The organism is Rhizobium sp. N621, from assembly GCF_001664325.1.
Lineage (GTDB): Bacteria > Pseudomonadota > Alphaproteobacteria > Rhizobiales > Rhizobiaceae > Rhizobium > Rhizobium esperanzae.
In genome coordinates this window covers 161,119-183,802 of record NZ_CP013496.1, presented here as the reverse complement: position 1 = coordinate 183,802, position 22,684 = coordinate 161,119, and the positions used below count along the sequence as shown (strand labels likewise).

Sequence of the window (22,684 nt, the reverse complement as noted above, 5' to 3'; positions counted from 1 at the left end):
TGGCGCAGAAATGAGCGGCGTTCGACTTCCTTCTTTGAGAATCTCTGCGTGACCATTGAAAATCCGGCTAGACAACTCGCAGGCAGCGAGCATGAGAAGGGTGTGCTTCTCATCGTTGCCGCGACACTTGCCTGGAGTGCGAGCGGCGTTTACTCGCGACTCCTCACCACCGACGTATGGACGGCAATCGCCTGGCGGTCGCTGTTCGGAGGCCTGTTCCTGCTGATCCCCTGCCTTTTCCTCGAAGGGGGCATCTCGCGGCGGCAATGGCGTTCCGTCCTCCATCCGTCGGGTCTGGCGATGATCGCATGCCAGACCTTCAGTCAGGGATGCTTCATCGGGGCGCTCTACATGACCACCGTCGCCAATGTGACGATGATCTATGCGACCACGCCCTTCATCGCGGCGCTGTTCGGCTGGCTCATCCTCAAGGAGAGAGTGGCCAGGCGAACGATGATTGCCGGCGCCGTCTCCCTCTTCGGCGTCGGCATCATCGTCGCGTCGTCGATCGGCGGCGGCACCGGCTGGGGCGATCTTCTGGCGCTCGGCATGACCGCCTCCTTCGCGCTCGTCATCATCATTCCGCGCATCGACCCCGGCGTGCCGAGCCTGCCGCCGACCGTGGTCAGCGCCTTCCTCACTCTCGTCATCTTCGCGCCTTTCGGCTCGGTCGGCTCTCTCGACCTGCACAACTGGATCGTCCTTGCCGCCTTCGGCGCCACCAATTTTTCTCTCGCGCTGGTGCTCTTCCTTGCCGGGGCAAAGCGGATGCCGCCGGCCGAGGCGGCGCTGATCGGCACAATGGAAATCGTGCTGACGCCCTTCTGGGTTTGGCTGTTGTTTTCCGAGCAGCCGCCGATCGCCACCTATTTCGGCGGCGCGATCATCATCGGCGCCGTGTTCTGGCACACGGCGGTCGATTTCAACCGGAACCGCCGGCCGTAGGCGGCTAGCTGCCGCCTATCCTCCGGTCCACTGACGCGACGGGTTTGGCCGTGTTCGCTCATGCGCCGATGAGCGACCAAGCGATTGCCGTGGCGACCGCTCCAGCCGGCAGGGGCCAGCCCTTTGTAGCTCCAGGTGGCCTCAGCCTCGATCAGCCAAAGAACGCACGAAGCTGAGCGAAAAACCCGCCTGGTTTGTGAGCCGCCATCTTTCGTACGCGGCGAGCTAGTGTTGCAGCGCTGACGCGTTCTCCGAAATGACAAAAGCAGACCAGGTCGTGCAACTGCTCATCGCTGAGTTCGAAGAACCGCCTGGCTTCTCCATAGCTGTCGTTTTCCATTCCTGCCGCCCGCAGAATGGGATCAGCGAACGCAACAGAGATCGGAGTGTCGTCGTCCCGCAAGGCAAGCCGATCGGCAATCGGCTGATATTCGGTTTCGTGAAGCGTCTTGAGAAACGGCCTGGGACTGTGTTCCAGACTGTCGGCCCACCGTTCAAGCCGTTCGCGCCTCGTCATTTCAAGGCGATTATAGGTCGTGCTGACCTTCGCGATCGTTTTCAACTGCTCAAGTGCATGCTGTTCCATTTCGGCCTCCTATCCCCGGAAAAATAGATGGTCCGCTCCCAAGAACAGCCTCGCTCAGGTCACAGCCGAAGTCCAATCACGATTGAAAACGACATCTGCCGCTGGCCAATAGATGTGATCGCAAGTGCCACGAGTTTAACGGGGGAAAGCCCGACAGCTGCGATAACATCATCCGGAGCGATCCGGAAAACTGCCGCATTCGCGAGATCAATCTGTCGTCCCCTACCGAAAGTGATGACAGCTTTGCCGCCCTGTCGCCTGGAGGTGCACCTATGTCGTTTTTTCGGGCGCCGTTTTCGGCCAGGCATGGTTTTCTGGTCATGTTCACGGCGCTGCCTCGCAAGCTGGCGACATGAACATGCGAGGCTGGCCAGCCGCCGGCGCGCTGCCCCGTAGCGGTAGAAGAACTGAAGTCCTGAAAGCGGTCTTCGGATTGACATCCGGAGATCTCGAGATGGATCGAAAGGAGGTTCTGGAGCCCGAAACCAGCTCTGTGCGCAGCAGATCTCCGGATTGCGGCGGGCGATGACGAGCGGAACGACAGGCCAGACCTTTCGTGTTCACTCTCTCCTCGATTCAGCTGCCCCCGCCTATCTGCGAAATTTCGAAATATCGCCCCGTGCGGCGATCTGAATGCCGGACTGCAGAGGAGGCAGGCCGGAGGAATAGTTGTCGTCGACTGCATCGGTTGCAGCTCGAGGCATTCAACACATGGGAGGAATCCATGAGCAAGAATAGAGGCGTCGTTTATTTGAGGCCGGGCAAGGTCGAAGTTCGCGACATCGACGACCCGAAGCTGGAAGCGCCCGATGGCCGCCGCATCGAGCACGGCGTGATCCTGAAGGTTATCTCCACCAACATCTGCGGCTCCGACCAGCACATGGTCCGCGGCCGCACGACGGCAATGCCGGGCCTGATCCTCGGCCATGAAATCACCGGCGAAATCATCGAGAAAGGCGTCGACGTCGAGATGCTCGACATCGGCGATATCGTCTCGGTGCCGTTCAACGTTGCCTGCGGCCGCTGCCGCTGCTGCAAATCTCAGGATACGGGCGTCTGCCTGACGGTAAACCCGGCCCGCGCCGGCGGCGCTTACGGTTATGTCGACATGGGCGGCTGGATCGGCGGGCAGGCACGCTACGTCACTATTCCCTATGCCGATTTCAACCTGCTAAAAATCCCGGATCGCGACAAGGCAATGGCGAAGATCCGCGATCTCACCATGCTTTCCGACATTCTGCCCACCGGCTTTCACGGTGCAGTGCGCGCAGGCGTCGGGGTCGGATCGACCGTCTACGTCGCCGGCGCCGGCCCGGTCGGGCTTGCGGCTGCGGCTTCGGCTCGCATCCTCGGCGCCGCCGTCGTCATGATCGGTGACTTCAACAAGGATCGCCTGGCGCATGCGGCGAAAGTCGGCTTCGAGCCGATCGATCTCTCGAAGAGCGACCGTCTCGGCGACATGATCGCCGAGGTGGTCGGCACGAATGAGGTGGACAGCGCCATCGATGCGGTCGGCTTCGAGGCGCGTGGCCATTCCGGCGGAGAACAGCCGGCGATCGTGCTCAATCAGATGATGGAGATCACCCGCGCCGCAGGTTCGATTGGTATTCCCGGCCTCTATGTGACCGAGGATCCGGGCGCCGTCGACAATGCCGCCAAGCACGGCAATCTGTCACTCCGCTTCGGTCTCGGCTGGGCAAAAGCACAATCCTTCCACACCGGCCAGACGCCGGTGCTGAAATATAATCGCCAGCTCATGCAGGCGATCCTTCACGACCGGTTGCCGATCGCCGATATCGTCAACGCGAAGGTCATCCCGCTCGACGATGCCGCCGCTGGATATGAAAGTTTCGACCATGGCGCGGCAACGAAGTATGTCCTCGATCCGCACGGAGAGGTGGCGAAAGCCGCCTGACGCCAGGGACTGACGACAAGATTTACGCCGCCGCGCCTGTTTTCGCAGGCGCGGCGGCGTAACAGTCTGAATCGATCGATCACCAGTGCTTTACGGCAAAACTACTGGATGCTGAACGGGAAATACTTGGCGTTGATCATGTCGTAGGTCCCGTCGGCCTTGATGGCCTTCAAGGCCTCGTTCAGGCGCGCAAGACGCTCCTTGTCGTCCAGGCGCAAGGCGATCCCGGCACCTTCGCCGAAATAGGTGACGTCGACCAGATCCGGTCCCTTGAACTCGCAGCAGGTTCCCGCCTTCGTGTTGGCGATCCAGTCATAAATGGCAAGCTTATCCTCGAGGATAATGTCGACGCGCCCGTCCGATAGACCCTTGTATAATTCCGGTGAAGATCGGAAAACCGTCTTCTTCATCTCCGGATAGAAGTGGTTGGCATAGGATTCCTGCGCCGTGGACGATGTCACCCCGAGCTTTTTGCCACTGAGGGCGGCAGGGCTGACGTCGTTGATCGGCGAGTCCTTGCGGGCGATGAACACCGACGGGCTAGTGTAATATTGCTCGGTAAAAGCGACTTTCTGGCGGCGTTCCAGGCTCATCGACATGGACGAGATGATCGCGTCGTATTTGCCGGCGACGAGATCGGGGATCATGTCGTCCCACTTTTCGATGATGAACTGGCATTCGAATTTGCCGGCTTCGCAAAGGGCATTGGCGATATCGATGTCAAAGCCTTGCAGCTGGTTATTTGCATCAAGGTAATTGAAGGGCGGAAATGCACCTTCGACGGCAACTCTCAGAGGCGTGCGATCTTGCGCAGCCAGCTGCAGCGGCGAGGCGGCGGCGAGAAGGAGGCCCAATCCGCCCGCCATCAGCGCTCCGCGCAGTATAGTCTGAATGGATAGGCGCAACATCGTCGGAAACTCCTTGTAGCGTAGTCCCGCCATAGTGCGCCCCAGCCTTTAATTCTACGTGAACGCTTCTTTGTTAACGTCCACGAATGCGCCCGTGGTGGGTTCAGGGGTTTAGGCTTGCATATCGTTGTCCCTTCCAGCTCCAATACGTTTCAGCAATCCTGGATCGCTTCGGGGAGAATTCTGTTCCTGATCGCTGTCAGCGGGCTCGGAGCGATCGGACTGGTCGTGCTTTCCGCACTCTGGGCGGGAACCGAGAGCGATGCGGCAGCCCTCGATAGACAGCGTCAGCTTGTCAATGCGCGCCTCAGGGAACAGGTCGATCAAGTCGCGCATGTCATCGGCCAATTCGGTAATGGCTACCTCTCCGGCGTTTATCCCGCCTCCCGGGCTGCCGGAGTTTCCTCCAGCCTCGATACCGTTCTCACGGCGGCGGCCGGGAGTGCGATCAGCCACACTGCGATGTCGGCCTTCGGCTATGACCAGGCCTTCGTTGTCGATGACAAGGCGCAGCTGATCATGCTGACCGATGCCGAAACCGAAAAGCGCTATCGCTGGATGAGACCGCTCTTTCTGCCTCTCCTGAAAGACGCCCGGCTGACGGCGAACCAGGGCACCGTTTCCAGCGAACGGACCCCATCATCATTGGAAAGCCGAGCGGCCAACACCGCCCGGTCGAACCATGCACTGGCCAATCTGATGCGGCTCGAAGGCCGGCCGACGATCGTGGGCGTCGTCGCCGTCAACGAAGCCGCCGAGGGGCAACCACAGCCCATGCGGCAATTCCTGATCGTCGTGCGGTTTCTCGACGGCGCAGCGCTCGACGAGTTGAGCCGGCAGCAAGGCCTCAACGGCGCGCGCTTCGCGCGAACGGCCGACGCTGACGAAAACGAGGTTGCGTTCCAGATCGACGCAACGGCAAACGGCGAACCGATCGGCTTTATCGTATGGCGGCCTGATCTTCCTGGTTCGAGGGTGATCGGCCGCTTGATGCCGGCGCTTTCGATTGCCGCCCTGGTGATCGCGGTCCTGTTTTCGGTTCTGCTGGTGCGCCTGCGAAGCAGTCTCGGCGAACTGAAGAAAAGCGAGCTGCACGCCAGGCAGCTTGCCTTGCATGATGTGCTGACCGGCCTTCCCAACCGCGCCTTGTTCGCGATGCGGTTCGAGGCGTGCCTGGCCGATACGCGCAATTCTGCCGAGCGGTCGGCGGTGGCGCTTCTTGACCTCGACCGCTTCAAGGCGGTGAACGACACCTTCGGGCATGCTGCCGGCGACGAACTGATCAGAATGGCTGCGGAGCGGATCCACGCGTTGCTTCGTCCGGACGACACGCTTGCCCGGCTCGGCGGGGACGAATTTGCCCTGCTTCTCCGGAATGTCAAAGATGATCAAATCTTGCCCTCCATCTGCGAAGCGATCGTTGCCGAACTTGGCAGGCCCTTCCCGCTTTTGAGAGGCGAAGCGGTCGCCCGGGTCGGCGGCTCGATCGGTGTGACCGTGGTGCCTGACGCCGGACGCAATGCCGACGATCTCATGCGTTATGCCGACGTCGCGCTCTACGAGGCTAAGATGGGCGGAAGAGGCCAGTGGCGCGTCTATTCGCCATCCATGGACGGTGGCAGGAATGCGCGTGACGTCCTCAAGAACGAATTGCGAGATGTTCTGGCGAAGAGCACGGCCTTGTCGGCCGGCGTTCCACAACCCGGTCCGATCGGCCACAGACCGGACTTCGGGTCGCTTGAGGTCTACTATCAGACAGTGCATCGCGCCGAGGGCGGATACTCGGCGTCGGGCGCGGAGGCTCTCGTGCGCTGGCGTCATAGTCAGCGCGGACTGTTGTTGCCTGCCAGCTTCATCCCTGCGGCCGAGGAAGGTGGCCTCATCGACGCCCTCGGTCTCTGGGTGCTGCGCGAAGCCTGCAGAGCTGCCTGCAAGTGGCCTAAAGACACCTTTGTGGCCGTGAACGTGTCTCCCTCCCAGCTGAGAAGGCCCAACTTCGCCGAGGAGGTCTTCGCAGTGCTTGAAGAGACCGGCTTGCCGCCGTCTCGATTGGAGCTCGAACTCACCGAGTCCTCGCTGATCGAGGATAGCTCGGATGTCTACACGGTACTGAAATCGCTGCGTGGCCACGGAGTTCAGATTTCGCTGGACGATTTTGGAACCGGCTTTTCGTGCCTCAGCCACCTGGTCCGCTTCGACATAGACCGCATCAAGATCGATCGTTCCTTCGTCTCCCAGCTGGGCGCAAAAGCCAACGGCGCTGCCATCATCGGCGCCATCGTCACTCTCAGCCGCAACCTCGGGATTTCGACGACGGCCGAAGGGGTCGAAACCGAATATCAAAGGGACTTTCTGGCCGCCCTCGGCTGCACCGACCTTCAGGGCTACTTCTTCTCCAAACCGGTTCCGCTTCGCGAACTCGAGTGCTTCGGCAAATCCGAAAGCGGCGCCGCACGGACGATCGCTCCAGGAGCCATTGCCTGAGCACCGTTTGATCTTTTGGCGATCAGGAACTTTCGTCCCGGGCAGCGGTTGACGCCCCAGAGCCTTCCTCGTCAGATTGAAGCATTCTGACCAGGAAAGGCTCTAGGACGAACGGAGGACGTGATGGGTGAGATCGGCGAGTGGCGGCACCTTTGCGTCGACATGCAGCGGATGTTTGCCGAAGACACGCCATGGCACGTTCCGTGGATGGCCCGGATCTCCCCTCAGATCGAGGAACTCGCCGGCCGCTATCCGTCCCGAACGATCTTCACCCGTTTCGTGCCGCCTCAGCATGCGGATGCGATGCCGGGAAAATGGCGCGATTATTACCGGAAATGGTGGATGATGACAGGTGAGCATCTTCCGCATGGCCTCGTCCAGCTGACTTCCTCGCTCGCCTCGCATGTTCCGCCGGCAAGATATTTCGACAAACGCACCTATTCCCCCTGGATCGACGGCCGCCTTCATACGATCCTTCAATCGGAACGGGTCGACACCCTTGTAATTACCGGTGGGGAAACGGACGTCTGCGTGCTCGCCGCGACGCTCGGCGCCATCGATCTCGGCTATCGTGTCATCATGCTGAAGGACGCCGTCTTCAGCAGCGCCGACGACACCTATGACGCATCGCTGGAACTTCTGCACGACCGCTTTTCCGTGCAGCTGGAGCTCATGGAGACCGTTGAATTCTTGAGCGGCCTTGGCTGAGAAGCCTTTCCGGCGATCTTTTCTTGATATGTATCAAGGCTGGGCTCCCCGCGCCGGCATAAGGTCGCCGGGCAGCCTGCCAGAGGAGCCCGGCAGCGCTTCTTGCGACAGGTTTGCGAAATCAACCGGTCCGGAGGTAAGCAATGTCTTTGAAGCTGATCAGTGGAATGATGAAGTCGTCCGGCGAGGAAGCCTTGCTGGTCATGGATGCCGGCGGCACGAACCAGATGGTCGTTATCGACAGGGAAGCCCTTCTTGAGGTTGCCCAGCCGCCGCGTTGCGACGAAAGCCGGCTTCAGGAAAATATCGGCCTTTTCAGCCGAATTGCCTGCGCGAAATTCGATCGCGGCGATATCGAGCGCGATGGGCGCATCAGAATTCATGCAGCCGACCTTGTCGCATGAGTGCCGCTCACCTCCCTGACGTGGTGAGGCTCGCATAGAAAGTGGCGCGTCGTATCCGGCACGATCGAGAGCCAAGCACCGGCGCCAACGACGAGATCAGCCGCTCACGTCAGGAACAAGCCGGCGGCGCCGGCGAGCACCGCGATGCCGCTCACGATGGCGAGCCGAACCGCATAGCTAAAGCTTCCCGCGCTTGCTGCAAGCCCTGTTTTCGCAAGAAGATTGGCGAACGCAGCGACCGCTATGGCTTGTGCAGCCGCATCCGCCGGCACGTTAGGGAGCTTCGCGATCGAAAGCGTTATCGCATCGAGATCGCCCAGCCCTGTGATGAAGGCGACCACCGCCAGTGACTGCGTTCCGAAGAATTCCAAAGCCGCCCGCGTCACGATGGTGACAGCGGCAAGAATAAGAGCAAAGCGGAAGACGACGATGACCTCCAGCGGATTTTTCGGTGAAAAGTCGGGACTGTCACCGGCGCGCGGCGACAAGCCGGCCAAGCTACCGCCGACGGCAAGCGCCGCCGCACCCGGGCCGAGCAATGCCGCAAGCTCCTCCAGCACCGCCGGTGCGATGACACCGCAAATCAAAAGCACCCGGCTCAGGGATACCGCCCCCGCCATCATCGCTCCGGCTGAAAGCAGCGGCGAGAGCGCGGGCGTCTGCTTGGACTGTCGGGCAAAGGAAAGGGTCAGGGCCGTCGAGGAAACGATACCCCCACAGGCGCCCGTCAGGAGCAGTCCGGCTCTGGCGTCGGTGAGCCGGATCATCACATAGCCCACAAATGAAACCGCTCCCACGAATATGGTCAGCATCCACAGCTCGAAGGGGTTGATCATTTGCCAGGGGTCGACCGCCTCATTGGGAAGAATTGGAAGAATGACGACGGTCATCGTCAACAAGATCAGGGCGGCTCTCAACTCGAGCCAGGTCAATTTCCGCAGAAATCCGTGCAGTGGCTCCCGCGCCGCCAGAAGTGCCGTCATGGCGACCGCGCTCGCCGCGGTCGTCGTCATATCTGCAACGACGGCTCCGAAACCGAGCGCAAACACCGTGATCGCGGCAATGGTGCCGGTTGCGCTGTAGTCACCCTCCCGCAGCGCCTGCATGCGGCTGAAGACAAGGATCGTGATGCAAAAGAATACGAAGATGGCCGTCGGCAGGATCGGCCCCGCAATAGGTTGCAGGAAGCCGCAAAAGCCGCCGAGGAAACTCGAGAGGCCATAGGTGCGGATACCCGCCACTCTCTTGCCCGGCAGGGCCTCGCGTTCTTGCCATCCACGTTCGATGCCGACGAGTATGCCGATCGCAAGTGCAAGACTGAGGCGCTGGAATGCATCCGCCATCACCAATGAAGTCATCATCCGAAGGCCCAGTTTTTGTCGGCGCCGCCTCCCGGAGGTCTTCCGCCCGATATGTCATGAGAAGCATGCATTTCGATCTCCCTGTTCCTGGAAGCCATCCCCCCCATGCGGTCCGGTCATTGCGATTGCTCAATCACCCCCATCTGATCGTGCCGTTGCAGTGAGCAGAGTCCGCTTGATGCAGATCAACAAGATCTTTCGCCGCGACGATAATCTTGAAGAAGACGAGAGGATTCCGCCATGGTCGACAACGCGCTTTTGATGCCGGAGCAGGCGCTGCCTGCTTCTGCAAGAAATCTTTTCCTCGCCGCCTACAGACTGAACATCGAGGCGTCGCGGATGATGCTGTGTTGTCAGATCGAGTTACTGACGTCATTCCGGCGCCGGCTTCAACTCTATCAAATCTTCCTGGACGACCTCACCGAAAGTGCCGTACTGAACGATACGTTCGAGGTCGTGGCCGACTTTGCGCAGAATGCTTTGGCCGAGGCGCCCCGAGAGACTGCGCGACTGGCTGGAATCGCCTCGAAAATGGGGGTGGTCTCCGCAAAGGTGGTGCGCAAGCTGGCGGATGAGACGGTCAAAGACCTGGGCGCTCGAACCTGCGCTTGAGGCGTCCGGCATTCAGCCCGCTCTCTCGTCTTCTGCTTTTTCCAGGGCTGCGTTCAACAGTTGGAGCGCGAACTCCTCTGCAGCCTTTTCGTCATCCGCGCAAAGCTTCAATGGGGCGCATCGCTCCTTCAGATTACTGATAAGTCTCCGGCGAAGCCTGGGGACCAGGCGCGATTGCGTTTTGGCGAGAAGCTCCTGCAAACAGGTGACGGCAACCGCTTCGAACATGAGAAGCTTGCCTTCGACTTCACCTTGCGAAGGAATGGGCGACCGCTCGCCGCCCCGTTTGAAGTCTCGTTCCGTCGACAGCATTTGCGGCCTCCTAACCGATGACAGGCCCTGCACCTCTCCGAATTCCGCGATCGAGACGTCCACGGCCACGCCTGTCATTCGAGAAGCAGCCTACAGGGCAGAAATCGATAGCGCTTTGATGAAGGTCAAGGAACCCGGGGCGATGGCGACTATCCTTTTCCTATCCTACCAGAGAGGTATATCGACATGACCATCAGGACGGTACTCAGCATCCTTAGCGTTCATCAGTTCGAGGAAGATCTCAAAACCGCAATCGACTTCTGCGGTGTCCATGGCGCGCATTTGAATGCGCTGGTGATCTCTTTGGGAACTGCACCAACGATCGGCAATTATAACACCATCTCTTCTGTCTGGCTTGACGAACGCCAACGCGAAATCGACGTTCTGTCCCGGAGAACAGACGAGATCAAGACTACTCTCGACCGAGGCGAGATTTCCTGCGAGGTCCAGGACGTCTACACGGAATTCGCATGGGCCGACGAAGATATTGCCGAAAGGGCACTCTACGCCGACGTCGTCCTGATCGGGCGGCAGGCGGCCCGAGACGACGGTCTCCGCAAACGCATCATCGATGGTGCACTCTTCCAGACGCCGACCCCGATCCTCATCAACCGCGGAACACGGGCGATGAATGCCTCGTCGAGATCGGTTTTGCTGGCATGGGATTCCAGCGACGAAGCGTCGCGCGCCGCTCGGCAATCGCTTGATCTGCTTAAGCAAGCCGACACCGTTTACGTCACGATGGTGGATCCGGTGGCGCGGATGCGCGCGAACGGCGAGGAACCGGGCGCCGACATTGCCGCCTATCTTGCCCGACACGGCGTGAAGGTGCAGGTGGATCGCATTGCAAGCGGCGGACAACGCGCAGACGAGGTCCTGCGGCAGCACGCCGTCGACGTGTCCGCCGACCTGATCGTGATGGGCGCCTATAACCATCCCCGCTGGCAGCAGACGATCTTTGGCGGCGTGACGCGCGGCATGATCGAAGAAAGCACGATGCCTATCTTCATGGCCCATTAACCGGCCGGGCGCTCAGTCGGCCCGGCGCCTCATATCTTGTTGTGCACTGTTGCCCGGTTGCTGCACGTGCCCGGGCGATAGGTATTAATCGATGGCGAAAGCCGCGCGGCCCGATAATGTCCGGACAAGGATGCCGAAGAAGATGTGCGGAGATTCGGCAAAGATCGGAACCTCCTTCGGGCTGAGCGAACCGACTTCCCACCAGTCCGGGTGCTTCTGCAATATTTCCCAGGCGTGCAGACGCTCGCTCCGCCAGAGTTCGGTGTCGGGAAACTCCTCGAACTTTCCTTCGGCGATAACGCTCGTCCAGCCTTTGCCCACCCGCCGGTCCACCTGCAGGCACACTCTGTCGTTTTCCCGCATCCATTCCACTTTGCGGCCGGGCATCGAAAAACAGTATGCGACGCCGTCTTTATAGGAGAAATAAATGGGCACGACATAGGGCTGGCCGTCCTTGCAGCAGGCCAGGTGCCCAAATCTTGCCTCTTCCAGAACAGCGTGGCATCCAGCCGGCGTAAGCTCCCGTAAACCCAATGACATGAGATGCTCCTCTCGAATGGTCGAGGAGTCATTCTAGGCCGACCACGGCTTCGCGCATTGATAAAGAGCAATGTCGTATTGGGTGCGGCAGGGCCGACTGACCGCTCGGGCAACAGATCGCTCATCACAGAAGAGGTCAGTTGGCTAACGGCCAAGAGTGCCGTAGGCCGATGCCGGATGACCAGAGGAGCGATTATCCAGACGCTGAGAAAGGCAGAAACCCCTCCCTTTCTCGCCGCCACAGACGCTCGGTCTTACGGGGAGAGCCCCTCGTCCGCCAGACGGGCACAGCTCATGCAATATGGCGTGTAGGGGATGGCCTCCAACCGGTTGGGTTCGATCGGGGCGAGGCATCTGACGCAGTGACCGAAGCTTCCGCGCTTCAGGCGTTCAAGGGCGGCATCGATCGCTGTGATTTGCGCAGCGGCTTCCCTTCGCATTTCGGTCAGCACCTGATCGTTCTCGACCTGGGTGATACGATCTTCGCTATCCGGATCCAGTGCGGCACCGAGATCGGCATCGATCGCCGACCGCCGGCGCTGCAGGTCCGCTTTCATGGTCTTCAGTTTGTTTTCTATCTCTTCGTTCTTCATCGAAGCTTTCCCGCTGCGTGAAACGGCGGCACATGCCGCGCTCTATTCGCCCATTCGGCCGGCCGAATGCAACGCTCATCACCTTACAACTGCCTGGGAAGGCTGCATTGATCGGCATCAATGGGCAGGGTGGACAGTTTGAGACATGTCAACGCGCAATTCCCGCTCAAGTGCCGGAGTGGTGAACACAGACCGCCACGAAACTGGCGATTATCTCATCGAAAACCTGCTGAAGAGCGGCGTGACGGCGGAGGCGACGCACCTGCGCGCACACGGCGATCCGGTCGGCGAGGTACTGCAGAGCCAGGCGTTCGAATTGCGGGCCGACCTTCTCGTCATGGGCGGCTTCGGCCATTCGCGTTTGCGCGAATTCGTGCTCGGCGGTGCGACGCAGGCGGTGCTGACCAGCGTCACTCTGCCTGTCCTGCTGTCGCATTGAGAGAGCATGCGATCAAGGACCGGCTCTCGAACTCATTGTCAACGCCACGAAGGCCGCGTGCCTCATCAGCCGCGGTATGTCGGCGGGCAACAGGCGGCTCGTCAATGTCGTCGCAGCGTTTTACCGGACTCCGCATCGAACAGATGAAGCTTGCCCGGCCGGGCAGCGATCGTTACGGCCTGCCTCGGCTCGAAATCGTGACGTTCGGACAGCACCGCGACAAGCTCGCCAGATCCGTAGCGCAGAAATACCATCGTCTCGTGGCCGGTGGGTTCGGTGACGTTGACGGTCGTCTTCAAGCCGCTCGGAGCGAGTGACAGATGTTCGGGCCGCACGCCCAGGCGCACAGCCTGGCCGTCGGATGCCTCAGGCGTGAAGCCGAGCGCAATCTCATCGCCTGTCTCCGTGACGAAGACCGCACCTTCGGCCTTGTAGTGACCTTTCAGCAGATTCATCGACGGCGAGCCGATGAAGGTGGCCACGAACGTATTGCGCGGACGATCGTATAGCTCCAGGGGCGTTCCGGTCTGTTCGATCCTGCCGCCCTGCATGACGACGATCTTGTCGGCCATGGTCATCGCTTCGACCTGGTCATGGGTGACGTAGATCGTCGTGGTTCTCAGTCTTTGGTGGAGTTCCTTGATCTCCTTGCGCATCTGCACGCGCAGCTTGGCGTCGAGGTTCGACAGGGGCTCGTCGAACAGGAAGACTTGCGGCGATCGGACAATGGCTCGTCCCATCGCCACGCGCTGCCGCTGGCCACCCGAAAGCTGGCGCGGATAGCGGTCAAGATAGGGCACGAGGTCGAGTGTTTCGGCCGCCGCCTGCAGGCGTTGCTTGATGACATCGGCCGGCTGCTTCTGCAGGCGCAGCGCGAAGACCATGTTCTCGGCAACGGTCTTGTGGGGATAGAGCGCATAGCTCTGGAAGACCATTGCGATATCGCGATCCTTCGGCGGCAGGTTGTTGACGATCTTTCCGCCGATCGAGATGGTGCCGCCGGTAATGCTTTCGAGCCCTGCGACCATGCGCAGCAAGGTCGACTTGCCGCAACCGGACGGACCGACGAGCACCACGAACTCGCCGTCGCGAATGTCTATATCGACCCCATGCAGGATATTTAAGGCGCCGTATGCCTTCCGCGCCTCTGAAATATTGACCTCAGCCATATGCCTCCCACTCGCTTTCCGGTCATCCCCGGCACACATTCCAGGGGATGAATCTCTCGACAGTATCCAGAGTATGAGGCACAGCGAAAGCGCGCTCTGCCACGACCCGAAATACCTTCAAAACCTCCTCCATGAAACGTTTCATTTTTTATTGACTTTTTCCGCTTCCCGTCTAATGCTCAATGATGAGACCGAGAGGAGCGGTTTCGAACAAGAATTATGAAACGTTTCATTTTCTTGTTTACCAGATAGTTCTGCACGAGACCAGTCCCAAATTCGGGCCGGAGCCTATCCGGGATACTGGCTGGCGGCAGCGCACCAAACGTGGAGGAGGAAGACATGAAAGTCGAAATTTACGATGCATTGATGCGCCGTCAGGCAAGTCGCCGCGACGTTTTGCGCGGAACGGCAAGTGCGGCGGCTCTGCTCGGCCTGTCCGGCGCGATGGGCGGAATTGCCGGCACCGCATTCGCCGCCGATGATCTGCGTGCGCAGATCCTGCAGATCCCGGGCGTCGGCAAGGGTTCGCCGACGGACACAGACTGGCAGAAGGTGGGCGAGCTCTGCCTCGGCCCGACAAAGGCCAATGTCAAGCAGGGCGAATTCGCCGGCGTCGAGCTGACCTTCATGGGGCTCAACAACCAGAACCTCCACAACTTCCTGTTTCGCGGCTTCCTGAAGCCTTGGGAAGCCTATACCGGCGCCAAGATTAACTGGATCGACCTTGCTCAGGCCGATTACAACGCCCGCCTTCAGCAGTCGATCGCAACCGGCACGGTTGATTACGACATTCTGGAAATGGGCGCACCCTTCGAAGGCGACACCGCCGGACGCGGCCTTCTGGACGAGATGCCCGACTGGGCTGCAAAGCAGATCGAAGCCGACGACCTGGTGAACTACCTGAAGCCACCGGTCGGCACCTGGGATGGCAAGACCTACCGCGTCACGATCGATGGCGATTGCCATACCTTCGCCTATCGCAAGGATTACTTCGGCGAAGGCTCGATCAGCGGCATGGCCGAGCCGCCGAAGACCTGGCAGGACATCAACGCAGCGTCCAAGGCGCTGATCGGCAAAACCGATCCGCTGACCGGCCAGCCGGCCTACGGCTATCTCGACCCGCTCAAGGGCTGGGGCGGGTTCGGCTTCTATTTCATCGAGAACCGCGCGACGGCCTATGCCAAATACCCCGGCGATCCGGCTTGGCTGTTCGACCCCGAAAACATGAAGCCGCTGGTCAACAACCCTGCCTGGGTCCAGGCGATCCAGGACGTGCTGGATCTGATCGCAGCCAAGGCCTATCCGGCCGATCAGATCAATGCGGATCCTAACACAACGGCCTTTTCGCAGTTCCTGGCAGGCACCGGCGCAATGCTGATGTGGTGGGGCGACGTCGGCTCCAGCGCGCGCACTTCAGACTCTTCGGTTGTCGGCGATGTCGTCGGATTCGGCATCAACCGCGGCTCCAATCGTGTCTACAACCGCAAGACCGGGCAATGGGAAGACAAGTATAACGAAGCGCCCAACATGGCCTATCTCGGCTGGGGCATCTACGTCACCAAGCGGGTCTCCAGCGACGAGAAGAAGCGCAAGGCGGCCTGGTCTGCTGCAGCCCATCTCGGCGGCAAGGATCTTTCCCTTTGGACGTCGGCTTATCCGTCCGGTTTCCAGCCCTATCGTCAGTCGCACTTCAACTACGACGAATGGGAAAAGGCAGGTTACGACCGCGCCTACATTGAAGACTATCTGGGTTCGAACGCCGACAGCTATAATCACCCGAACGCAGCGATCGAGCCGCGCATCCCCGGCATCTTCCAATATTACTCCGTTGCGGAGGACGAATTGGCGAAGGGCTTTGCCGGACAATACAAGTCGGCACAGGAAACCGCGGATGCGATTGCCGCCGCCTGGGAAAAGATCACAGACCAGATTGGCCGCGATAGCCAGCTGAAACTCTATCGGGCGAGCCTCGGGCTCTGATCGATTGACATAAACGCGCTGGCGGACTGAAAGGCTCCGCCGGCGCCCATCCTGTCCGGGCGAGGAATATCAATGTCGACAGTCGAAGGCGACCTGCTCCACACGGTCGAAGCCGGCTCCATTTCCGCGAGCCGCCGTTTCTGGGGCCGCGCGGCTCTGTGGCTGAGCGCCCTATGGTTCGTGGCATCCTTTGTATTGCAGGCTGTCCATGAACTTGGCTGGACCGATTGGGGCTTTGCCAACTGGCGGCCGGTTCTCTACGCCTATTTCATCTGGGCCGCTGTTCTTTGCGTCACCCGCGTCGTCATCTACGGCGAGGCCGGCAAGAAGGCGCTCTTTGTTCTGCCGGCGGCGCTTTTCGTCGTATCGATGGTGGTCTTCCCACTGCTTTTTGCGCTCTGGATCGGCTTTTCCGACTGGAACCTCGCCTCTTCCGCCGGGCGTCGCTTCAACGGGCTCGACAATGTACGCCGGATGATCGCCGATCCGTTTTATGCCAATGCCCTGCTCAACATGATCCTATATTGCCTCGCGATCGTCGTGGAATATGCGATCGCCTTCGGCCTGGCGCTGCTCCTCAACCAGGAAATTATTGCCCGAAAGTTCTGGCGGGTAACGTTCCTCATGCCCCTGATGCTGTCGCCGGTCGCGGTGAGCTGGATGGTCGGCAAGTCAATGCTGGAGACCCGTTTCGGTCCGATCGCGCGCCTGGCGCGCTGGCTCGGCTGGGAAAATCCCTCCTTTTTCGGAAATCCACTGACGGCGCGCCTTTGGATCATGATCATGGATGCCTGGACCTTCATTCCCTTCATGATGATCATGCTGCTCGCCGGATTGCAGGCCTTGTCTCGGGAGGTGCTGGAGGCGGCCGAAGTCGACGGCGCCACAAAATGGCAGCGCTTCTGGCAGGTCATCTTTCCGCTCATGCTGCCGGTCTCGGTCACGGCGGTAATGATCCGCATCATCTTCAAGCTGAAGCTCGCCGACATCATCATCACGGTGACATCCGGGGGCCCCGGCGGGGCGACCGACTCCGTCACCAGTTTCATCTATCGCGAATACCGCGACCGGTCGAACGTCGGATACGGGACCCTGCTCGCGCTCGTCTATTTGGTGATGATCGTCTTCGGCATGACAGTGCTGATGAAGATCTCCGACCGTATCGTGAAGCGGATAACAGGAAGGCTCTGATGGTTCGGATCGATTTCGAAAAATACGGACGCGGCCAGCGCATTCGCTGGTGGGCCATGCGTTTGGCCATCTACGGCCTACTCGTCATCTGGGCCTGTGTCTGCATCTTCCCGCTGTTCTGGACGGTTTCGACCTCGTTCAAAACAGCCGCAGATGTCATGCGCGGCAATCTGATCCCGTGGTTCAATTTCGCACCCAACTGGCTCGGCTGGCGTTCGCTCGGGATCTCTCCCGATACGATTTCCCAGATCTCGACGGTGCGTGACGAGTTCATGCGCAGGCTCTGGAACAGCGTCATCATCTCCGTCACCGCATCCGCTCTTGCGGTTGTGCTCGGATCGCTCGCCGCCTACGGCCTCAGCCGCTTCTCATACAAGTTCGGCCATATGCGCAATTCCGATATTTCCTTCTTCTTCCTGTCGCAGCTGATTATGCCGCCCGTCGTCCTCGCCCTGCCATTCCTGGTTCTCTACAAGGAACTGGCGCTGCTCGACACCTATGCCGGCATGATCGCCGTTTATACGCTGATGGTCCTGCCGATCGTCGTCTGGATCATGCGCGATCAGTTCGCCACCATACCAGTCGAGCTCGAGGAAGCCGCGCTGGTCGACGGCCTGTCGATCTGGGGCGCGTTTGCCCGCATCATCGTGCCGCTCGTTCTGCCGGGCATGGTTGCCGCCTTTCTTTTGGCGCTGATCCTGTGCTGGAATGAATATTTCTTCGCCGCATTGCTGACTTCCACCAATACCAACACGCTGCCGGTGATGATTGCCAGCCAGACAGGCAGTCAGGGCATCAACTGGTGGTCGATGGCCGCCCTTTCCACCGCCGGTATTCTTCCGCTGGTCATCGTCGGCGTCGTGTTGGAAAAGCACATCATCGCCGGGATGACCGCAGGAGCGGTAAAATAGCCGCGGGACGTTTGAATATGGCAAAGATGCCCACAGTCAAGGATGTCGCCGAATATGCGGGCGTCTCCGTGGGCACCGTTTCGCGTGTTCTGTCGGGCGAAGCCGCGGTCAAACCCATGCTGCGTGGAAGGGTCAACGACGCCATTTCGGCGCTCGGTTACCGACCGAACGTGACTGCACGAGCCTTGCGCACCAGCAGAACCGACGTCATCGGCCTCGTCGTTCCCGACATCACCAACCCTTTTTTTGCGCAGCTTGCGGCAAGCATCGAGCGCGCGGCGCTCGAATGCGGTCACAGCCTGATGCTGGCAAGCTCGCACAACGACAGCGAGGCGGAGCAGAGCCATGTTTCGGCTTTTCTCGACCGATCGGTGCGCGGCATCATCGTGGTGGCTTCGAGCGACGGTTCTGGTCTCGATCTGCCAGCCTCGGTGCCGGTCATATCGCTGGACCGGCGTTTCGGCGCCTTTCCCCTGGTGTCGACCAACCATGCGCAAGCGGCCACACTGATTGCCGATCATCTCTATGGGCTGGGGCACCGGCGCATCGCCTATATTGCCGGGCCGACCGACACCGAAGCAGGGCGCATCCGCAAAGAGGCCTTCGTCAGCCGCATGGACGGCTTCGGCAAGACCGGCGAGCCTGTCGAACTGGAAATCGCCCATGGCAGATTCGACTACGAGTCCGGCGAAAGAATTGCCCGTGAGCTGCTTTCGCGCCCGCCACAAAGCCGGCCGACCGCGATCGCTGCCGCCAGCGACCAGCAGGCGATCGGCGCATTACGTGCCGCCCGCGACCTCAAGATCGACGTGCCGCGAAAACTGTCCGTGACAGGTTTCGACGACATTTCGCTTGCCAATCTCGTGGTGCCGCGGCTGACAACCATCCGCCAGCCAGCCGACATGCTGGCGCGGCGCGCGGTCAGCCTTCTCCTGGAGGAACCGCCGGGCAAGGGGGACGAAATGGTGGACGGATCGCTGATCGTGCGTGGTTCGAGCGGCCCGTGCCCGCAACCTGGCGCACCGGCCCGAAAATCGGAATCGATTCTCGGAAAGCCCGATGCGTAGATCCAAAGCGTGAAAGCGTCCTTTCTGCGTCCGAAAGGACGCGCGGCACTCCAGGGCGGATGTCGACGGACACAAAAATTGAAGCACGGCCGGGCGTACCGGCTAGAGAAAGGGTGGAAGATCAATGCTCAAGGGAATTCGGGCCGAACTCAACGGCGACATTCTTCAGGCGCTTTGCAACATGGGACATGGCGATTATCTCGTCATCTCCGACATGAATTTTCCGTCGGATTCGATAGCCCGCCAGACGCGTCTGGGTAGACTGCTGACCATGGAAAACATTCCCGCGCCGCAGGCGATCGACGCGGTCCTTTCGGTCCTGCCTCTGGACACGCCGATCCAGCCTTCGGTTGGCCGCATGGAAGTGATTGGCAAGCCGGATGAAATCCCGCCGATTCAACAGGAAGTGCAGGCGATTGTCGACCGGGCCGAAGGCAAGCCGTCGCCGATGTATCCCGTCGAACGCATGGCGTTCTATGACATCGCCAAAAAGGCCTATTGCGTGATCGCAACCGGGGAACTGCGGTTCTATGGATGCTTCCTTTTGACCAAGGGCGTCATTCCAGCGGAAGAGGCCGTGAGATGAGCGAAAAAAGCGGGATCGTCATTTTAGGCATTTTTGCCGCCGACACCGCCTATAAGGCAAAGCGCCTGCCCCATATTGCCGAGACGCTGATGGGGTCGGGTTTCACGCTCGGGCCGGGAGGCAAGGGCTCCAACCAGGCGATCGCCGCGGCAAAGGCAGGCGGCAAGGTGACTTTCATTTCACGGGTCGGCAACGACGCGTTCGGCGCGATGGCCCTTGCGGCCTATGCGGAGGCGGGCGTCAAAGCCAATGTGATGCAGATGGAAGGCGTTTCGACGGGCGCTGCCTTCATCTTCGTCGACGAAGCGAGCGGCGACAATGCCATCATCGTGGTGCCGGGCGCCGCAGGGCTGATCGGCATCGAAGATGTCGAAGTAAATCGGGCGGCGATCGAAAGCGCCGCTATCTTCATGACACAACTCGAACAACCGCTGGAAGCGGCCTTGCATGGCCTGTCGATCGCCAAGAGGGCAGGGGCAACGACAATCTTCAATCCGGCGCCGGCCAGCGCCATCCCGGACAGCATCTATGGCCTGTGCGATTTCATCGTTCCCAACGAAGTCGAAGCAGCGGAATTGGTGGGCCATGCGATCGAAACCGATGAGCAGGCACGTGCAGCGGCACACACGCTGGTCGATCGGGGCGCGAAAGCAGCGGTCATCACGCTCGGCGCCCGCGGTGCGTTCTATCACACAGCCGGGCAGAGCGAATTCGTGCCCGCATTTTCGGCCGGAAATGTCATTGACACAACCGGGGCCGGCGACGCCTTCCTCGGCGGGTTCGCGACGGCGATTTCGGAAGGCCGGGCGCCAATCGAGGCCGTCCGTTTCGGCTGCGCGACCGCCGCGATCGCGGTAACACGGCCGGGCACGGCTCCCGCCATGCCTTCTCGCGCCGAGATCAGCGCCTTGCTGGGCTCCTGATGATTGAATACCGCAGAGGAATTGGGCCAGACGCGTCAGTCTCGCCAGAACCGGTCAATCCAGCCTTGCGGTAAAGACGTAGCCGACGCCGCGCACGGCCTTGATGAATTGCGGCTTCTTCGGGTCCGTCTCGATCTTGCGCCGCAGCCGGACGATCTGGGCGTCGATCGTCCGGTCGAAAGCTTCGAGGCTTCGGCCCCGGGTCAGGTCCATCAGCACGTCGCGGGTCAGAACCCGTCCGGCGTGCCGGACGAAGGTCGTCAACATATCGAACTCGCCGGTCGTCAACTCGATTTCCGCGCCTTCCGGATCGAAAAGCTGCCTGCGGCTGAGATTGAGCCTCCAGTCTTCGAAGCCGATAATCTCCTCGCCAGCCGCCTCGGCGCTGCGCGCAGGAGCTTGCCGGCGGCGCAGGATCGATTTCAGGCGCGCATGGACCTCCCGGAGATGGAAGGGCTTGGCGATATAATCGTCGGCGCCGACCTCCAGACCGACGATTCGATCGACGACGTCGTCGCGGCCCGTCAGCATCATGATCGGCACGTCGGACTGGGCGCGGATTTCGCGGGCGAGGTCAAGGCCATCCGTGCCGCCGGGAAGAACGAGGTCGAGCAGGACCGCGTCGAAATTCTGCTGGCGCAGGCGCACGCGCATCTCGATCCCGTCGGCGGCGGAAGAGACCGTGTAACCCTCGTCCTCGAAGTATCGCGTCAACATCTGGCGAATGCGCGGGTCATCGTCGACGACGAGAAGATGCGCGTCATGTTGAAGTGCTGCCATCGTCCATCCGCCAAGCCGTTGCTCGTTACAGATCGTATTCAATGGCATCGTCTTTAACATGCCCGTCAAGCTGGTGTCACCACCAAGCGGTCGTTGTCCTCATCGCAAAGCGCAAATCCACTCCGGTCAGAATTACGCGGGTCTGGCGTCGTGCAGCCGATGGCGTTTCGTCTGCATCGGGACGGGGGCCGGCGCGGATTGCCACGCGCAGAGCCATCCGCGGACATCGTTCGCCGTGATCAGAACCGTGTTGCCGCTCGTTGAGGCAAGGCGGCGCGCAGCTATTTGGCAGAAAGTGTCGACATATTGAAGAAGGCGGAATTCGGTTGCCCGCGGCGGCGACGCCACCGACAGCAATGCCCGCCGCGACACAATGACGGTCTTCATGTCGGGCCCGAACCGCACATCGATATGCCCCGACTTGTCTTTCGCATCGAGACTTGCTGTGACGATTTCATATGGCATTCCATCGCTCCGGATCATTGGTTCGTCGCTGCGGCTTCAAAATTTTCTTCAAGTTACGGCGCCGGTCGCAAGACGCTTTGACTTCGGTCAAATGAACAGGGCGAGGGGGTCGGCGCCGAACATCGCGCTGTGACCGCCCGCGAACAGTAGCCACAGGGTCAAGACCGCAGTCGCAAGGCCTGCGACAAGCATCGGCATATCGAAGGTGGACTGCTCGCCTTTCAAACAGGCGGCGAACGGCAGGATCGAGCTATGCCCCGCGAGCTTCGCCCAAGAGCCGCCGAGACGTCGTTTCGATCTCTTTTCGGTCATCGGGATCGCGCCCAGAGCAAATGCGGCAAATCCTCCGAACAGCAGAAGCGAACGCAGGTCGCCGTTTGCGGCGATATGGCCGCTCGCCCAGGCGGCAAAACCCCAAAGCACCGGATGTCTGGTGATTTTCGTGACGGAGCCGAGCGTCGGCGACGGGTTCAAGGTAATGGACAGAGGATTGGCGCTCAAAAGCCCGGCGACGACAAGAAATATGCCGAAAGGGGCAAGCACGAAAGCGACCGCGGCATTTGCCGGCCCGAGTTCCCATAAGGGTATATAGTCCAATGCGAGTGCGGAGGAAAAAACCCAGATCAGGGCGGCGGTGGAGATGGCGGAATAACCGGCGAAATAGACCGGATGGCCGACGCGGCGGATTATTCCCGACCGGATGGTCGGAACCGCCGGGATGGAATGGAGCGCGACAAACAGCGCGAAGGCGGCAAGGAACTCGGTCAAATTCATTCTCCTGTTTC

At 60.4% G+C, this 22,684-nt stretch carries 24 protein-coding genes; 14 read left to right on the top strand and 10 right to left on the bottom strand.

What is annotated here, in order from left to right:
- Positions 1-48 precede the first annotated feature (48 nt).
- The gene (locus AMK00_RS22060; RefSeq protein ID WP_064806967.1) at positions 49-945 is read left to right on the top strand and encodes a DMT family transporter; all 897 of its coding nucleotides are present in this window, start codon (positions 49-51) and stop codon (positions 943-945) included.
- A 151-nt stretch (positions 946-1,096) separates the two neighbouring features.
- Here AMK00_RS22060 and AMK00_RS22055 read toward each other — a convergent pair whose 3' ends face one another.
- Positions 1,097-1,531: a hypothetical protein gene (locus AMK00_RS22055; protein ID WP_064806965.1), complete on the bottom strand. Its 435-nt coding sequence runs from the start codon at positions 1,529-1,531 to the stop codon at positions 1,097-1,099.
- A 724-nt stretch (positions 1,532-2,255) separates the two neighbouring features.
- Here AMK00_RS22055 and fdhA point away from each other — a divergent pair.
- Complete coding sequence (gene fdhA, locus AMK00_RS22050) at positions 2,256-3,446, top strand: formaldehyde dehydrogenase, glutathione-independent (protein WP_064807192.1); 1,191 nt, start codon at positions 2,256-2,258, stop codon at positions 3,444-3,446.
- 101 nt (positions 3,447-3,547) lie between these two features.
- Here fdhA and AMK00_RS22045 read toward each other — a convergent pair whose 3' ends face one another.
- Positions 3,548-4,354: a transporter substrate-binding domain-containing protein gene (locus tag AMK00_RS22045; protein WP_064806964.1), complete on the bottom strand. Its 807-nt coding sequence runs from the start codon at positions 4,352-4,354 to the stop codon at positions 3,548-3,550.
- Positions 4,355-4,471: 117 nt separating this feature from the next.
- Here AMK00_RS22045 and AMK00_RS22040 point away from each other — a divergent pair, with 117 nt between their 5' ends.
- The 3 genes from AMK00_RS22040 (at position 4,472) to AMK00_RS22030 (ending at position 7,950) form a co-directional block, all read left to right on the top strand.
- A complete protein-coding gene (locus AMK00_RS22040) occupies positions 4,472-6,838 on the top strand; it encodes a putative bifunctional diguanylate cyclase/phosphodiesterase (RefSeq protein WP_064806963.1) in 2,367 nt (788 codons plus the stop codon).
- Between the two features lie 123 nt (positions 6,839-6,961).
- Entirely contained in the window at positions 6,962-7,546 is a 585-nt protein-coding gene (locus AMK00_RS22035; RefSeq protein ID WP_064806961.1) for a cysteine hydrolase family protein, read from the top strand.
- A 143-nt stretch (positions 7,547-7,689) separates the two neighbouring features.
- Positions 7,690-7,950 carry a hypothetical protein gene (locus AMK00_RS22030; protein WP_064806959.1) on the top strand — a complete coding sequence of 87 codons (261 nt, stop codon included), beginning with the start codon at positions 7,690-7,692 and terminating at the stop codon, positions 7,948-7,950.
- A gap of 104 nt (positions 7,951-8,054) precedes the next feature.
- Here the strand turns inward: AMK00_RS22030 and AMK00_RS22025 are convergent, their stop codons facing one another.
- Positions 8,055-9,311: an MgtC/SapB family protein gene (locus AMK00_RS22025; protein WP_064811882.1), complete on the bottom strand. Its 1,257-nt coding sequence runs from the start codon at positions 9,309-9,311 to the stop codon at positions 8,055-8,057.
- A 240-nt stretch (positions 9,312-9,551) separates the two neighbouring features.
- Here AMK00_RS22025 and AMK00_RS22020 point away from each other — a divergent pair, with 240 nt between their 5' ends.
- Positions 9,552-9,923, top strand: coding sequence for a hypothetical protein (locus tag AMK00_RS22020; RefSeq protein WP_064806955.1), 372 nt, complete (start codon positions 9,552-9,554; stop codon positions 9,921-9,923).
- A gap of 12 nt (positions 9,924-9,935) precedes the next feature.
- On the opposite strand, the gene AMK00_RS22015 is transcribed toward AMK00_RS22020, so the two are convergent.
- A complete protein-coding gene (locus AMK00_RS22015) occupies positions 9,936-10,235 on the bottom strand; it encodes a hypothetical protein (RefSeq protein ID WP_064807191.1) in 300 nt (99 codons plus the stop codon).
- Positions 10,236-10,421: 186 nt separating this feature from the next.
- Between AMK00_RS22015 and AMK00_RS22010 the strand changes: the two genes are divergently transcribed.
- Complete coding sequence (locus AMK00_RS22010; protein WP_064806953.1) at positions 10,422-11,255, top strand: universal stress protein; 834 nt, start codon at positions 10,422-10,424, stop codon at positions 11,253-11,255.
- An 84-nt stretch (positions 11,256-11,339) separates the two neighbouring features.
- Here AMK00_RS22010 and AMK00_RS22005 read toward each other — a convergent pair whose 3' ends face one another.
- On the bottom strand, positions 11,340-11,795 hold the full coding sequence (locus AMK00_RS22005) for a pyridoxamine 5'-phosphate oxidase family protein (RefSeq protein WP_064806951.1): 456 nt from the start codon (positions 11,793-11,795) through the stop codon (positions 11,340-11,342).
- A 254-nt stretch (positions 11,796-12,049) separates the two neighbouring features.
- Entirely contained in the window at positions 12,050-12,388 is a 339-nt protein-coding gene (locus tag AMK00_RS22000) for a TraR/DksA family transcriptional regulator (RefSeq protein WP_064806949.1), read from the bottom strand.
- A gap of 181 nt (positions 12,389-12,569) precedes the next feature.
- On the opposite strand from AMK00_RS22000, the gene AMK00_RS21995 reads away from it, so the two are divergent.
- Positions 12,570-12,827 (top strand): universal stress protein, encoded by a 258-nt coding sequence (locus AMK00_RS21995; protein WP_237350486.1) that lies wholly within the window; start codon positions 12,570-12,572, stop codon positions 12,825-12,827.
- Between the two features lie 101 nt (positions 12,828-12,928).
- Here AMK00_RS21995 and AMK00_RS21990 read toward each other — a convergent pair whose 3' ends face one another.
- Positions 12,929-13,996, bottom strand: coding sequence for an ABC transporter ATP-binding protein (locus tag AMK00_RS21990; protein ID WP_064806946.1), 1,068 nt, complete (start codon positions 13,994-13,996; stop codon positions 12,929-12,931).
- Positions 13,997-14,335: 339 nt separating this feature from the next.
- On the opposite strand from AMK00_RS21990, the gene AMK00_RS21985 reads away from it, so the two are divergent.
- The 6 genes from AMK00_RS21985 to AMK00_RS21960 all read left to right on the top strand — a co-directional run bounded on the left by AMK00_RS21985 (position 14,336) and on the right by AMK00_RS21960 (position 20,654).
- Entirely contained in the window at positions 14,336-15,976 is a 1,641-nt protein-coding gene (locus tag AMK00_RS21985; RefSeq protein ID WP_064806944.1) for an extracellular solute-binding protein, read from the top strand.
- A gap of 72 nt (positions 15,977-16,048) precedes the next feature.
- Positions 16,049-17,167: a carbohydrate ABC transporter permease gene (locus AMK00_RS21980; RefSeq protein WP_064811881.1), complete on the top strand. Its 1,119-nt coding sequence runs from the start codon at positions 16,049-16,051 to the stop codon at positions 17,165-17,167.
- On the top strand, positions 17,167-18,078 hold the full coding sequence (locus tag AMK00_RS21975; protein WP_064806938.1) for a carbohydrate ABC transporter permease: 912 nt from the start codon (positions 17,167-17,169) through the stop codon (positions 18,076-18,078). The genes AMK00_RS21980 and AMK00_RS21975 overlap by 1 nt, the downstream gene beginning before the upstream one ends.
- A 17-nt stretch (positions 18,079-18,095) precedes the next feature.
- Positions 18,096-19,145 carry a LacI family DNA-binding transcriptional regulator gene (locus tag AMK00_RS21970; protein ID WP_064806937.1) on the top strand — a complete coding sequence of 350 codons (1,050 nt, stop codon included), beginning with the start codon at positions 18,096-18,098 and terminating at the stop codon, positions 19,143-19,145.
- A 124-nt stretch (positions 19,146-19,269) separates the two neighbouring features.
- Complete coding sequence (locus AMK00_RS21965) at positions 19,270-19,731, top strand: RbsD/FucU family protein (RefSeq protein ID WP_011427726.1); 462 nt, start codon at positions 19,270-19,272, stop codon at positions 19,729-19,731.
- On the top strand, positions 19,728-20,654 hold the full coding sequence (locus AMK00_RS21960) for a ribokinase (RefSeq protein ID WP_064806931.1): 927 nt from the start codon (positions 19,728-19,730) through the stop codon (positions 20,652-20,654). The genes AMK00_RS21965 and AMK00_RS21960 overlap by 4 nt, the downstream gene beginning before the upstream one ends.
- A 54-nt stretch (positions 20,655-20,708) precedes the next feature.
- Here AMK00_RS21960 and AMK00_RS21955 read toward each other — a convergent pair whose 3' ends face one another.
- The 3 genes from AMK00_RS21955 to AMK00_RS21945 all read right to left on the bottom strand — a co-directional run bounded on the left by AMK00_RS21955 (position 20,709) and on the right by AMK00_RS21945 (position 22,667).
- Positions 20,709-21,434, bottom strand: coding sequence for a response regulator (locus tag AMK00_RS21955; protein WP_064806926.1), 726 nt, complete (start codon positions 21,432-21,434; stop codon positions 20,709-20,711).
- Positions 21,435-21,566: 132 nt separating this feature from the next.
- On the bottom strand, positions 21,567-21,899 hold the full coding sequence (locus AMK00_RS21950) for a hypothetical protein (RefSeq protein WP_064807189.1): 333 nt from the start codon (positions 21,897-21,899) through the stop codon (positions 21,567-21,569).
- 87 nt (positions 21,900-21,986) lie between these two features.
- Positions 21,987-22,667, bottom strand: a complete 681-nt coding sequence (locus tag AMK00_RS21945; RefSeq protein WP_064811880.1) for an NnrU family protein — start codon at positions 22,665-22,667, stop codon at positions 21,987-21,989.
- Positions 22,668-22,684: the final 17 nt, after the last annotated feature.